Source organism: Kribbella sp. NPDC059898, from assembly GCF_042730855.1.
GTDB lineage: Bacteria > Actinomycetota > Actinomycetes > Propionibacteriales > Kribbellaceae > Kribbella.
The window spans coordinates 451,861-464,243 of the sequence record NZ_JBHWKR010000003.1; the positions used below are offsets into that span (position 1 = coordinate 451,861).

Genomic DNA, 12,383 nt, shown 5'->3' on the forward strand with positions numbered 1-12,383 from the left:
CCTATGCGGGCGGGGTGTCCGACGGAGCGCGTGATTGATGGGAGAGTGGGCCCGTGAAGATTCTCGTCGGATACGTACCAACGCCCGAGGGTGAGGCGGCGCTGTCCGCGGCGGCGTCCGAGGCCGCGCTGCGCGGGGCCTCGATCCTGCTGCTGAACACGAGCCGCGGGGACTCCTACATCGACGCCCGCTACGCCAACGCCGACGAGTTGGCCGCCGCCGAGGCGAAGCTGCGCGAGCAGGGGGTAGAGGTGACGATCCAGCAGGCGCTGTCCGAGGGCGACGTGGCGGGCGCGCTGCTGAAGGCCGCGGCGGCGGACGATGTCGAGCTGATCGTCCTCGGGCTCCGGCGTCGCAGCCCTGTCGGGAAGCTGATCCTCGGGAGCACGGCCCAGCGAGTGCTGCTGGAGTCGCCGGTGCCGGTGCTCGCCGTGAAGGTGCCTTCGCCGCACGACTGACGGATCGCCAGGCCATCACAATCCGCGCCACCAGCGCGGCTCAGGCGTCGGGTCGCGGCGGAGCGGCGATTGTGATGGGCTGGGCATCCGGGTAATCGGGGTGAGGCGTTGGCACCGGCCGCCTAAACTGGTCGGGTTATGCCTGATGCCCGGACCGAGTCCACTCCCCCAGCCCCCACCCCGGCCCCGGCACCCCGTCGGCGCCGCCGCGGCGGAAGCGGCCGCGGAGCCCCGACCACCACCCCGTCCGGCACGCCTCACGACGACACCACCTTGAGTGAGGTTGCGGGGCGGCTTGACGGATTGACGGCCTACGACCGGGAGATGCTCGGGCGGCGGCTCGAGCGGGTGCGGCGTACCAAGGAAGAGCACAAGCGCGCCAACGAGCTGCGCGCCGTGGTCGCGGCGGTCGAGCAGGCCGAGCGGCGGGTCGAGGTACGGCGGGAGGCCGTGCCGGAGATCTCGTATCCGCAAGAGCTCCCGGTCAGCCAGCTCAAGGACGAGATCGCCGACGCGATCCGCGACCACCAGGTCGTCGTGGTCGCGGGCGAGACCGGCTCCGGGAAGACCACGCAGATTCCGAAGATCTGTCTCGAGCTCGGCCGCGGCATCCACGGCATGATCGGGCACACCCAGCCCCGGCGCCTGGCCGCGCGCACCGTGGCGGAGCGGATCGCCGAGGAGCTCGGCACCGAGCTGGGCGAGACGATCGGGTTCGCGGTCCGGTTCACCGACAAGGTCAGTGAACGTTCGCTGGTCAAGCTGATGACCGACGGCATCCTGCTGAACGAGCTGCAGCGCGACCGCGACCTCACCCGGTACGACACGCTGATCATCGACGAGGCGCACGAACGCAGCCTCAACATCGACTTCATCCTCGGGTACCTGAAACGGCTGCTCCCCCGCCGCCCGGACCTCAAGGTCATCATCACCTCCGCGACCATCGACCCGGAGCGGTTCGCCGCGCACTTCGCCGACGCCAACGGCGACCCGGCGCCGATCGTCGAGGTCTCCGGCCGGACGTACCCGGTAGAGGTGCGGTACCGCCCGGTCAACGACCCGGACGACCCGAGCACGATCGACCGCGACCAGACGCAGGCGATCCTGGACGCCGTCGACGAGCTCGAGTACGAGGCGGACGGCGACGTACTGGTGTTCCTGTCCGGCGAGCGCGAGATCCGCGACACCGCCGACGCGCTGAACGACAAGTACCGCGGCGAACGCCGTACCACCGAGATCCTGCCGCTCTACGCCAGGCTCTCGAACGCCGAGCAGCACCGCGTCTTCCAGCCGCACGCGAACCGGCGGATCGTCCTCGCCACGAACGTCGCCGAGACCTCGCTCACCGTGCCCGGCATCAAGTACGTCATCGACCCCGGTACGGCGCGCATCTCGCGCTACAGCCACCGCACCAAGGTCCAGCACCTCCCGATCGAGCCCGTCTCCCAGGCCAGCGCGAACCAGCGCAAGGGCCGCAGCGGCCGGACCAGCGACGGCATCTGCATCCGGCTGTACTCCGAGGAGGACTTCGAGAACCGCCCGGAGTTCACCGACCCCGAGATCCTGCGCACCAACCTCGCGAGCGTCATCCTGCAGATGACCGCGATCGGGCTCGGCAACATCGCCGCGTTCCCGTTCATCGACGAGCCGGACAAGCGCAGCATCACCGACGGCCTGCAACTGCTCACCGAGCTGGGCGCGATCGAGAACCCGAAGGGCGGCCGGCTGACCCCGATCGGCCGGCAGCTCGCGCAGATCCCGCTCGACCCGCGGCTGGCCCGGATGATCGTCGAGGCGGACAAGCACGCCTGCGTCCGCGAGGTGATGGTGATCGCGGCCGCGCTGTCGATCCAGGACCCGCGCGAACGGCCGACGGATGCCGAGGCACAGGCCACCCAGCAGCATGCCCGGTTCCGTGACCCGAACAGTGACTTCCTCGGGTACCTGAACCTGTGGGGCTACCTGAAGAAGCAGCAGAAGGAGCTGTCCGGCAACCAGTTCCGGCGGATGTGCCGCAGCGAGTACCTGAACTATCTCCGCGTCCGCGAGTGGCAGGACATCTACGCGCAGCTCCGCCAGGTCGCGTCACAGATCGGCGTGCGGCTGAACTCCGGTGAGCCGGCCGACCCGCAGACCGTGCACGTCTCGCTGATGTCCGGCTTGCTCAGCCACCTCGGCATGAAGGACCCGGCGAACCAGCATCAGTACCTCGGTGCTCGCGGGACGAAGTTCGCGATCTTCCCCGGCTCCGGGCTGTTCAAGAAGCCGCCGCAGTTCGTGATGGCCGCCGAGCTGGTCGAGACCTCGAAACTCTGGGCCCGGGTGAACGCGAAGATCGAGCCCGAGTGGGCCGAGGAGCTCGCCCCGCATCTGATCAAGCGCTCCTACTCCGAGCCGCACTGGGAACGCAAGGCGGGCGCCGTGATGGCGTACGAGAAGGTCACGCTGTACGGCGTGCCGATCGTTGCCCGGCGCAAGGTGAACTACGGCAAGGTCGACCCGGAGGTGTCCCGCGAGCTGTTCATCCGGCACGCGCTGGTCGAGGGCGACTGGGACACGCACCACAAGTTCTTCCACGAGAACCGCAAGCTGATCGAAGAGGTCGAGGAGCTCGAGGAGCGGACCCGGCGGCGCGACCTGCTGGTCGACGACGAGACGCTGTTCGCGTTCTACGACGAGCGGATCGGCGCCGAGGTGGTCACCGGTCGGCACTTCGACACCTGGTGGAAAACGGCCCGGCAGCGCGACCACGACCTGCTCGACTTCGAGCGGTCGCTGGTGGTCCGCGAGGGCGCCGAGGTGAAGGAGAACGAGTTCCCGCTGCACTGGTCGCAGAACGGGATGACGTTCGGCCTCACGTACGCGTTCGAGCCCGGCACCGACGCGGACGGCGTGACCGTACACATCCCGCTGCTCGTGCTGAACCAGGTGACCGTCGACGGCTTCGAGTGGACCGTGCCCGGGTTCCGCGAGGAGCTCGTCACGACGCTGATCAAGTCGTTGCCGAAGAACATCAGGCGGAACATCGTCCCGGCCCCCGATCACGCGCGGCAGATCCTGCCCGAGCTGGATCCGGCGTCCGGGCCGCTGACCGACGAGATGGCGCGTGCACTGCTGGAGCTGCGAGGCGTCGTGATCGAGCCGGGCGACTGGGACTGGAGCCGGGTGCCCGAGCACCTTCGAATGACGTTCCGGGTCGAGGACGACCAGCGCAAGACGGTGGCCGAAGGCAAGGATCTCGCCCGGCTCAAGGAGAAGCTGAAGCCGAAGACGACGGCCGCGATCTCACAGGTCGCGTCGAAGGCGGTCAGCGGCCTGGAGAAGTCCGGGCTGACCGACTGGACGTTCGGCGATCTCCCGCGCAGCTTCTCCGAGCACCGCAACGGTCTGACCGTGGCCGGGTATCCCGCGCTGTACGACGAGGGCAAGAGCGTCGCGATCCGCCTGCAGGAGACCGAGCGCGACCAGGCGGCGGCGATGTGGGCGGGTACGCGCCGGCTGTTGCTGCTGACGATGCCGTCGGTGATCGACGTGGTGCAGCGTCACCTCAGCAACCAGCAGAAAATGACGTTGATGGCGGGGCCGCACCGGAACGTCGGCGAACTGCTGGACGACGCGATCGCCGCCGCGGTCGATCAGTTGATGGCGGCCGCGGGCGGCCCGGCGTGGAATCTCACCGCGTTCTCGATCCTGCGCGACGCCGTACGGTCGGAGCTCGCGGACACTGTGCTGACGATCCTGCAGCAGGTGGAGCAGGTACTGGCGCATGCGCGGACCGTCGACAAGCAGATCTCGCGCGCCTCGTCGCCCGCGTTGCTCGCCGCGCTGTCCGACGTACGCGGGCAGTTGGAAGGGCTCGTGCACCCGGGCTTCATCACCGACACCGGCGCCAAGCGGCTGCCTGATCTGGTCCGGTACCTGCGCGGGATGGAGCAGCGCCTGGACAAGCTCGGCGCGAACGCCGCACGGGACCGTTCCGGGATGGCCGTCGTCGACATGCTCACCGACGAGTACCGGAAGAAGCTCCGCGCGGTCCCAACCGGCAAGTACCCGAGCCCGGAGCTCCTCGAGGTCCGCTGGATGCTCGAGGAACTGCGGGTCAGCCTGTTCGCGCAGACGCTCGGTACCCCGTACCCCGTGTCCGAGAAGCGGATCCGGAAGGCGCTAGCTGTCCAATAGCCGGCGGGCGTGTTCGTGGACCGCGTCGCGGAGTTCGGGTGGCTCGAGGATCTCGAAGGGCCAGTAGATCCGGGTGACCTGGGCGACCAGCGGGCCGAGGTCGTTCGCGGCGAAGCGGACCTCGCAGCTGGTGGCGTCCAGGGCTTCGACGACTCCTTGGGCGGGTGGGATGAACCGGGCGACGGTCTCGGCGGGTGCTTGGACGCGGAGCCGGGCGACGAGGTCCCAGGGGGCGACTCCGGTGCCTTCGGCAACCAGTGCGGCGGGATCCGGCGGGTCGTCGAAGCGGTAGGTGGACCCGGTCAGCTCGGGGTGCGTGATGCGGTCGACGCGGAACGTGCGCCACGCTTGCCGGTCGCGATCGCGGGCGACCAGGTACCAGCGCTTGCCGGTGTGGACGATCTGCAGCGGCTCGACGCTGCGCTCGGATTCGGTGCCGTCGTGGGTGCGGTAGCCGAACCGGATCCCCTCGGTACGCCGGCAACCCGCGGCGATCGTGACGAGTACGCCGCCGTCGACGGCGGGGAGCTCGCCCTGTGGGAGCTGCGTCGTGTGGGCGCCGATCGCGTCGACCTGTTCGCGTAGCCGCACCGGCAGCACCTGGTGGAGCTTGGCGAGCGCGGAGACCGCCGCTTCCTCGACCCCGGACACGGTCGTGGTCGTCGCGACCCGCAGGCCGACCGCGATCGCGACCGCCTCGGCGTCCTCGAGCAGCAGCGGTGGCAGCCGGCCGCCCGGGCCGAGCCGGTAGCCGCCGCCGATCCCGGCCTCCGCGTCGATCGGGTAGCCGAGCGACCGCAGCCGCGCGACGTCCCGCCGTACCGTCCGAGGCGTGATCTCGAGCCTTGCCGCCAGCTCCGCGCCGTCCCAGTGGGGACGCGAGTGCAGCAAGGACAGCAGGCGGAGGAGCCGGGTCGCGGTGTCCATTGCCGACATTCTGCAACCTGCGGACCGATCCTGTCCGCAGGTCGTCCTACGGTGAGGACATGACCACGCTTTCGCGGAACCTCCTCGACCTGTCGGACTTCGCCTGGCAACGGCTGCGGCAGCGCGTCGACGGGCTGACCGATGACGAGTACTTCTGGGAGCCGTTCGACGGCTGCTGGTCGGTGCGGAAAACCGCCGAGGGGTACGTCGCCGACGGGTCAAGGCTCCCGCCCGTGCCGGCGCCGTTCACGACCCTCGCGTGGCGGATCACGCACCTCGTCGACGTTCTGCAGGCCGAACGTACGGCGACCTGGTTCGGGCACACCGCGGCCGACGAGCCGCCGCGGGTGCCGGGGTCCGCCGCGGACGCGCTGGCCGCGCTGGACCGGGCGTACGAGATCTGGCGTGGACGTCTCGCCGCGCTCAGCCAGGACGATCTCGACCGGGCGATGGGCCCCATCGCCGGACCGTACGCCGACAACGACGGCACGTCGTTCGCGCTGCACATCATCGACGAACTCGTCCACCACGGCGCCGAGGTCGGCACGGTCCGCGACTTCTACCACGGGCTGCGCGCCGACGACCCGTTCCCGGCGGCCCTCGCCGGCCACCTCACCCCGGCCGACCGCCCCGCCCTGCTCGCGGAGGCGGCCGCGGCCCAACGCTGGGACGTCGTACGGCAGCTCGCCGACCGCGGCTTCGGCGTCGACGAACGGACCGCGGGCGGCATGACCGCGGCTCACCTCGCGGCCGGTACGGGCGAGCTCGACACCCTGCGCTTCCTCGTCGACCACGGCGCGGACCTCTCGCTGAAGGACACGCAGTACGACGTCGACGTCCCCGGCTGGGCAGAGTTCTTCGAGCAGCAGGAGGTCGCCGACTACCTCACGGCACGAACGCGCGCTGGGAGCGGTGCCTGAACTCGCTTGGTGTGAGGGCGTGGGCGGTGGTGAAGCAGCGGGTGAAGTAGGACTGGCTGCTGAAGCCGCAGCGGATCGCGATACCGGAGATCGACGTGTTGGTTGCCGCGAGCAAGGATGCGGCGTGCTCGAGGCGCAGATCGGTGACGAAGGCGGTCGGCGTCACGCCGTACGCGGCCCGCATGGTGCGCGAGAGGTGCGCAGCGCTGACGCCCGCCAGTTGGAGGAGTCGTGGGACTCCCCCACGGAGGTTCTCCTCGGCGCGCATCGCCGTACATGCCTTCGCCAGCCAGTCGGGCACGCCGGGACCGCCCGTGTCGTGCGGGACGAGCAGGTCGAGGAGATCGGTCCAGAAGCGCAGCAGGTCGTACGTCGTCGGGGCGTCCTGGAAGCGGGTCAGTGCCTGCTCGAAGACCGGGATCGCGGGCGGTTGGTGGACGCTGATCGGGCCGCGCGAGGTGCGGGTCAGGTCGAGGAAGCCCTGCCAGAGCGAGCTCGGGAACGCGACGTTGATGAACTCCAGTCCGTCCGGCGCGGACCCCCGCACGGCGTGCCGGTCACTCGGTCGGACCAGTACGACGTCCCCTGCTCGCAGCGGCGTGACGCCCGTGGTCAGCAGGTGTTCGCCGTGGCCGGACACCACGGCCATGAACTCGTGGAAGTCCGCGTGGGTGTGCAGTTCGGTGTCCCGGGCGCGAGCCGGGATCCGGACCCGGGCCGCGTGGTACGGCCGGCCGAACGCGTGCGCCTCGAAGCGCAGTACTTGCTCCACATCACCACAGTACAAATTCCGGTCGCACCTCTGCTAGTGGATTCGCCGCCGGTTGCGCACGCTTGAAGCATGTTCGAAACCGATGGATATGTGATCTTCCGTGACGTCATCGACCACGACCTGATCAAGGAAGTGAACGATCATGTCGAGTGGCTGCAGGCCCGGCATCCCGACGTACGGCCCGAGCAGCTCGGGCACGTCTATCTGCGCGACGACCCGTTCTGGGTCCGGCTGGTGAGTGACGACCGGCTGGTCGACATCGCCGAGAAGTTCATCGGGCCGGACATCGCGCTGTTCGCGTCGCACTACATCTCCAAGCCGCCGTACTCCGGTCAGCCGGTGCTGTGGCACCAGGACGCCGCGTTCTGGCCGCTCGACCCGATGGAGGTGGTGACGCTCTGGCTGGCCGTCGACCACTCGACGCCGGAGAACGGCTGCGTCCGGGTGATCCCGGGCAGCCACCGCTCCGACGTCCTGACGATGCGCGACAACACCGACGTGGAGAGCGTGCTCGGCAAGGAGATCGCGGTCGAGGTCGACGAGGCGCACGCCGTCGACATGGTGCTCGCGCCGGGCGACGTCGAGGTGCACCACCCGAACATCGTGCACGGCAGCAACGCCAACACTTCCCCGAACCGGCGCTGCGGGCTGACCATCCGGTACATCCCGACCTCGACGCGGATCACCGACCCGGAGACGCCGTACCCGAGCGCGTTCCACCTGCGCGGGAACCCCGGGGTGAACAGCTACCAGCCGGTGCCGCAGTACGACCCGGCCAGGCACTTCAGCGCCTGACATGACGAAGGGCCCGTCTGCGGCGACGGGCCCTTCGGGTCGGTGACTTACTCCAGACAGATCCGGAACGGATGCCCCGCGGGATCGGCGTAGATCCGCCAGCCGCGGTCGTTCCCGGCCGGCGGCGGGTCCAGCGGGTCGAGCGGTTCGGCGCCGAGGGCGACGACCGTGGCGTGACCGCTGGAGATGTCCTCGACGATCAGGTCGAGGTGAAGGTCCTGCGCTTCGGTGCCCGGCCAGGTGGCCGGCACGTACTCCTCCGAGCGCCGGAAGGCCAGCGTCGAGAACCCCAGCGAGGAACCCGGGCCGGTCAGGCTCCGCCAGTCCTCGTCACCGTTCTCGTCGATGTCCAGCCCCAGCAGCGCCGAGTAGAACTGGGCGAGCTCGAGTGGGTCCGGGCAGTCCAGCACCACCGAGCCGAGCCGCCCGGCAGTACTGCCCGGCTGCTCTGCCACCTGCGTCATCTGTCCTCCACGTCCTGTTTCGTACGCCCTGCTCCGCGGTGGGGCAGGACGGGCCAAGGCCCTCTTGGTCGGAAGGCCCGGCCGCCTACGATGACAGGTCGCGAGGACAATTCGCACCTTTCGACACGCGTTCTCGCGTAGTGAGCCCGTAGCTGACGGTATTACTACCACTAAAGAGCTAGTACGCCGGTAGCGCGCCGGCGCTCAGCGAGCTTGCGGATCTTGACCCGCGTACCGCAGTCCTCCATCGCGCACCAACGCCGCGAACCGTTCCGGCTCCGGTCCAGGAACAGCCACCCGCACCCGCCGTCGTCGACCGGGCACGCCTTTAGCTGCCGCGGGTCGACCGTCCGCACCAGCTCGACCGCAGCCACCACCAGCCGGTCCGGGATCAGCTGCGCCGGCGACGTACCGACGACCAGCTCGGCCACGCCACGCTCGCTGGTCCGGTCCGGGATCAGCATCGACCGTGCGGCCGCCGCCGACCACCGCAACATCAAGCGCTCGAACGCGGAACCCGTGCTCCGCTTGATCCCGTCGCCCGCCGTCACCGCGCCGTCGGCGCGCTTCGCGAGCACGTCGTACGTCGCCTCGCGGATCTCGAGCGTGGCCCGCAACGCCTTCGCCGCCAGCTCCGGCGTGGTCCGCCAGGTGCCCTCGACCGAGCTCAGATCGCGGGTCTCGACGAGCTCGACGCGGTGACTCCAGGCGAGCAGCTCGGCCGCCGACGTGAGGTAGTCGTGCTCCGGCTCGCCGCCGCGCAGCCGCGGGGTGACGGTGTTCACCAGGTCGAGCGCGGGGTGCCCGCCCACGATGCGGAATTCCCCGTGAAACCGGTCGGCCATAGGTGAGACGCTACCAGTAACCCTACTCATGCCGGGATCAGGTGACCCATGCCCCTCTCGTCCCGTCGAGCGAACGCCGCCCTGGCGTTCCTCGGCGTCTCGACCTTCTCGTTCGTGACCATCGAGGTGCTCCCGATCGGTCTGCTGACCGTGATCGCCGACGACCTGCACCGCTCGCGCTCGCAGGTCGGCCTCCTCGTCACCGGGTACGCCGCGGTCGTCGTACTCGCGTCCATCCCGCTCGCCCGCCTCACCCACCAGCTCCCCCGCCGGCTCGTCCTGTCCGGCACGCTCGGGGTCCTCACCGTCGCCACCGCGCTCTCCGCGGCCGCACCGTCGTACGAACTGCTGTTCGCCGGGCGGCTGGTGATCGCCCTCTCACAGGCGTTGTTCTGGTCGATCGCGCCGCCGATCGCGACCAGTCTCTTCCCGCCCGAGTTCCGCGGCCGGGTGGTCGCGCGGCTCGCGATCGGTACTGCGCTCGCGCCGATCCTCGGCATCCCGCTCGGTACCTGGCTCGGCGAACAGGCAGGTTGGCGGGTGCCGTTCGTGGTGATGACGGTGCTCGGCGCGGCCGCCTGCGTCGGCGTGGTCGTCCTGCTGCCGCGGACCGAGGTCGCGGACAGCCCGTCGCGCCGGGGCAGCGCACCCGACCGCAGGCGGTTCGTCGTACTGCTGATCACGTCGGCTGTCGGTGTGACCGGGTTCCTGACGTTCAACACGTACGTCACGCCGTTCCTGCTGGACATCACCGGGTTCACGCCTGGCGCGCTCGGGCCGATGCTGATGGCGAGTGGCGCGGGCGGGCTGGCCGGAACGTTGATCGTCGGGCGGGTGCTCGATCGGTACCCGTGGGGCGCGGTGGTGATCCCGTTGGGGTTGCTGACGGTCTGCTTGTTCCTCTTGTTCGCACTGGGCCGGGTGCAGGTCGTCACGGTGGCCCTGATCGCGGTGATCGGGCTGTCGTTCAGCGGGCTCGCTGTTGCTACACAGAGCCGGACGCTGCACGTGGCGCCCGGTAGTACGGACATCGCGTCGGCCGGGACCAGTTCGGCGTTCAACGTCGGGATCGCGGCGGGAGCGTTCGTAGGTGGCGCACTGATCGACCACACGTCCGTACGAGCCCTGGCGCTCGTAGGCGGGTTGCTGACCGCGGTCGCGGCTCTTGTGATGTTGAGCGAGCCCCTGCTGACTCGACGACGCGCGAACGACCCCTCGGCGATATTGAAGCCTCTTGACGTAACCGGCGTGGGCCGCGAACACTCACGATCATGATTCCGCAGCCCACGGCGCAGCAGGCGCTTCCCGACCAGACCTTCACGCTGCCGCCCGACGCCACCATCGGCAGCGACTCCACTGCCCGGCCGATCGCCGACCAGCTCGCCGCCAGGCTCCGGCGCTCGACCGGCTACGCACTCCCGGTCGAGGACGGCGCCGGCACGATCACCCTGTCCACGCAAGGCAAGCAGGAGGGTGAGGCGTATGAGCTTCGCGCCGACACCTCCGGTGTGACGATCACCGCGGGCACCGCCGAGGGCGTGTTCCGCGGCGTCACCACGCTCCGCCAGCTCCTGCCCGCGAAGGCCGAGGCCGCCACCCAGCAGGACGGACCGTGGGAGATCGCCGGTACGTCGATCTCGGACGCCCCGCGGTACGGGTACCGCGGAGTGATGCTCGACGTCACGCGGCACTTCTTCACGGTCGACCAGGTCAAGCACTTCATCGACCTGGTGTCCCTCTACAAGATCAACCGCCTGCACCTGCACCTGTCCGACGACCAGGGTTGGCGTATCCAGGTCGACTCCTGGCCGCGCCTCACCGAGTACGGCGGCAGCCTGCAGGTGGGAGGCGGTACGGGCGGCTCCTACACGAAGGACGAGTACGCCGAGCTCGTCCGGTACGCCGGGGAGCAGTACGTCACCGTCGTACCGGAGATCGACACGCCTGGGCACACCAACGCGGCGCTGGCGTCGTACCCGGAGCTGAACGCGGACGGGGTCGCGCCGAAGCTCTACACCGAGACCGAGGTCGGCTTCAGCACGCTGACGGTCGACCTGGACCGTACGTACGAGTTCCTGGACGACGTGTTCCGTGAGGTCGCGGAGCAGACTCCGGCCGAGGTCGTACACCTGGGCGGCGACGAGGCGCACTCGACGCCGCACGAGGACTACCTGACCTTTGTACCGAAGGCGGCCGAACTGGTCGTGAAGCAGGGCAAGCGGGTGATGGGCTGGCATGAGATCGCGGACGCGCCGCTGCCGGCCGGGACCGTGGTGCAGTACTGGGGCACCGAGGACGAGAAGGCGCAGGCGCTCGCGGTGAAGGCCGTCGAGCAGGGCGCGACGCTGGTGCTCTCCCCCGCGAACCGGGCGTACCTGGACATGAAGTACCACGCGGAGACGCCGCTCGGCCTCGACTGGGCGGGACTGGTCAGCGTCGAGCAGTCGTACAGCTGGAACCCGGCCACGCTGATCCCGAACGTACCCGCGAGCGCGATCGACGGCGTCGAGGCGCCGCTGTGGACGGAGACCCTCGACGACCTGCCCAAGGTCGAGTTTATGGTGTTCCCGCGGCTGCCCGGGATCGCAGAGCTCGGATGGTCCGCGGAGGACGCGCTCGACTGGACGGCGTACAAGAGCCGGCTGGCCGAGCAAGGGCCGCGCTGGGACGTCCTCGGCGTCAACTTCTACCGGGCGCCCGAGATCAACTGGGCCTAGTGGTCGAGGACCCGGCCGAGCAGCCAAGCGGTGGTCGGGTCCACGTCCTGCTCGGCGACGGTGTGCTGCGTGGCGGCCGCGCCCTGGCCGTCACGCACCTCCAGCCGGTACACGTAGCGGTCCGGCTGCGGCCGGCCCGAGCCGAGGTCCTTGCCGGCCAGCGCGCGCACGGCGGACTCGACGCGGTCGGCGTCCGGCTGCCCCTCGGTGTCCAGCTCCCCGTGCTTGGTCAGCCCGGCGAAACCACCACTCCGTGTCACTGTCACTATCATTTCCGTCTCCTTGGTGTTGCACTTCCTGCAACTG

11 protein-coding genes are annotated in these 12,383 nt (G+C 69.7%); 6 read left to right on the forward strand and 5 right to left on the reverse strand.

Translation table 11 applies throughout. From position 1 onward, the window contains the following. The first annotated feature begins 53 nt into the window (after positions 1-53). The gene (locus ACFV9C_RS12325) at positions 54-458 is read left to right on the forward strand and encodes a universal stress protein (protein ID WP_380193021.1); all 405 of its coding nucleotides are present in this window, start codon (positions 54-56) and stop codon (positions 456-458) included. A 273-nt stretch (positions 459-731) separates the two neighbouring features. Further along, entirely contained in the window at positions 732-4,637 is a 3,906-nt protein-coding gene (hrpA, locus tag ACFV9C_RS12330; RefSeq protein WP_380193022.1) for an ATP-dependent RNA helicase HrpA, read from the forward strand. On the opposite strand, the gene ACFV9C_RS12335 is transcribed toward hrpA, so the two are convergent. After that, positions 4,623-5,564: a helix-turn-helix transcriptional regulator gene (locus tag ACFV9C_RS12335; protein WP_380193024.1), complete on the reverse strand. Its 942-nt coding sequence runs from the start codon at positions 5,562-5,564 to the stop codon at positions 4,623-4,625. The genes hrpA and ACFV9C_RS12335 overlap by 15 nt on opposite strands. 59 nt (positions 5,565-5,623) lie before the next feature. On the opposite strand from ACFV9C_RS12335, the gene ACFV9C_RS12340 reads away from it, so the two are divergent. Beyond that, positions 5,624-6,484: a DinB family protein gene (locus tag ACFV9C_RS12340; RefSeq protein ID WP_380193026.1), complete on the forward strand. Its 861-nt coding sequence runs from the start codon at positions 5,624-5,626 to the stop codon at positions 6,482-6,484. On the opposite strand, the gene ACFV9C_RS12345 is transcribed toward ACFV9C_RS12340, so the two are convergent. Beyond that, complete coding sequence (locus ACFV9C_RS12345) at positions 6,450-7,256, reverse strand: helix-turn-helix domain-containing protein (protein ID WP_380193028.1); 807 nt, start codon at positions 7,254-7,256, stop codon at positions 6,450-6,452. The genes ACFV9C_RS12340 and ACFV9C_RS12345 overlap by 35 nt on opposite strands. 69 nt (positions 7,257-7,325) lie before the next feature. Between ACFV9C_RS12345 and ACFV9C_RS12350 the strand changes: the two genes are divergently transcribed. Continuing rightward, on the forward strand, positions 7,326-8,051 hold the full coding sequence (locus ACFV9C_RS12350) for a phytanoyl-CoA dioxygenase family protein (RefSeq protein ID WP_380193030.1): 726 nt from the start codon (positions 7,326-7,328) through the stop codon (positions 8,049-8,051). Positions 8,052-8,098: 47 nt separating this feature from the next. On the opposite strand, the gene ACFV9C_RS12355 is transcribed toward ACFV9C_RS12350, so the two are convergent. Continuing rightward, entirely contained in the window at positions 8,099-8,515 is a 417-nt protein-coding gene (locus ACFV9C_RS12355) for a VOC family protein (protein WP_380193031.1), read from the reverse strand. A 170-nt stretch (positions 8,516-8,685) separates the two neighbouring features. After that, entirely contained in the window at positions 8,686-9,360 is a 675-nt protein-coding gene (locus ACFV9C_RS12360; RefSeq protein ID WP_380193033.1) for a CGNR zinc finger domain-containing protein, read from the reverse strand. A gap of 48 nt (positions 9,361-9,408) precedes the next feature. On the opposite strand from ACFV9C_RS12360, the gene ACFV9C_RS12365 reads away from it, so the two are divergent. Both ACFV9C_RS12365 and ACFV9C_RS12370 read left to right on the forward strand, forming a co-directional pair. Continuing rightward, positions 9,409-10,635 carry an MFS transporter gene (locus tag ACFV9C_RS12365; protein ID WP_380193034.1) on the forward strand — a complete coding sequence of 409 codons (1,227 nt, stop codon included), beginning with the start codon at positions 9,409-9,411 and terminating at the stop codon, positions 10,633-10,635. Beyond that, on the forward strand, positions 10,632-12,077 hold the full coding sequence (locus ACFV9C_RS12370) for a beta-N-acetylhexosaminidase (RefSeq protein WP_380193036.1): 1,446 nt from the start codon (positions 10,632-10,634) through the stop codon (positions 12,075-12,077). Before ACFV9C_RS12365 ends, ACFV9C_RS12370 begins: the two co-directional genes overlap by 4 nt. Here ACFV9C_RS12370 and ACFV9C_RS12375 read toward each other — a convergent pair. Beyond that, a complete protein-coding gene (locus tag ACFV9C_RS12375; protein ID WP_380193037.1) occupies positions 12,074-12,349 on the reverse strand; it encodes a protealysin inhibitor emfourin in 276 nt (91 codons plus the stop codon). The two genes, ACFV9C_RS12370 and ACFV9C_RS12375, sit on opposite strands and share 4 nt — an antisense overlap. Positions 12,350-12,383: the final 34 nt, after the last annotated feature.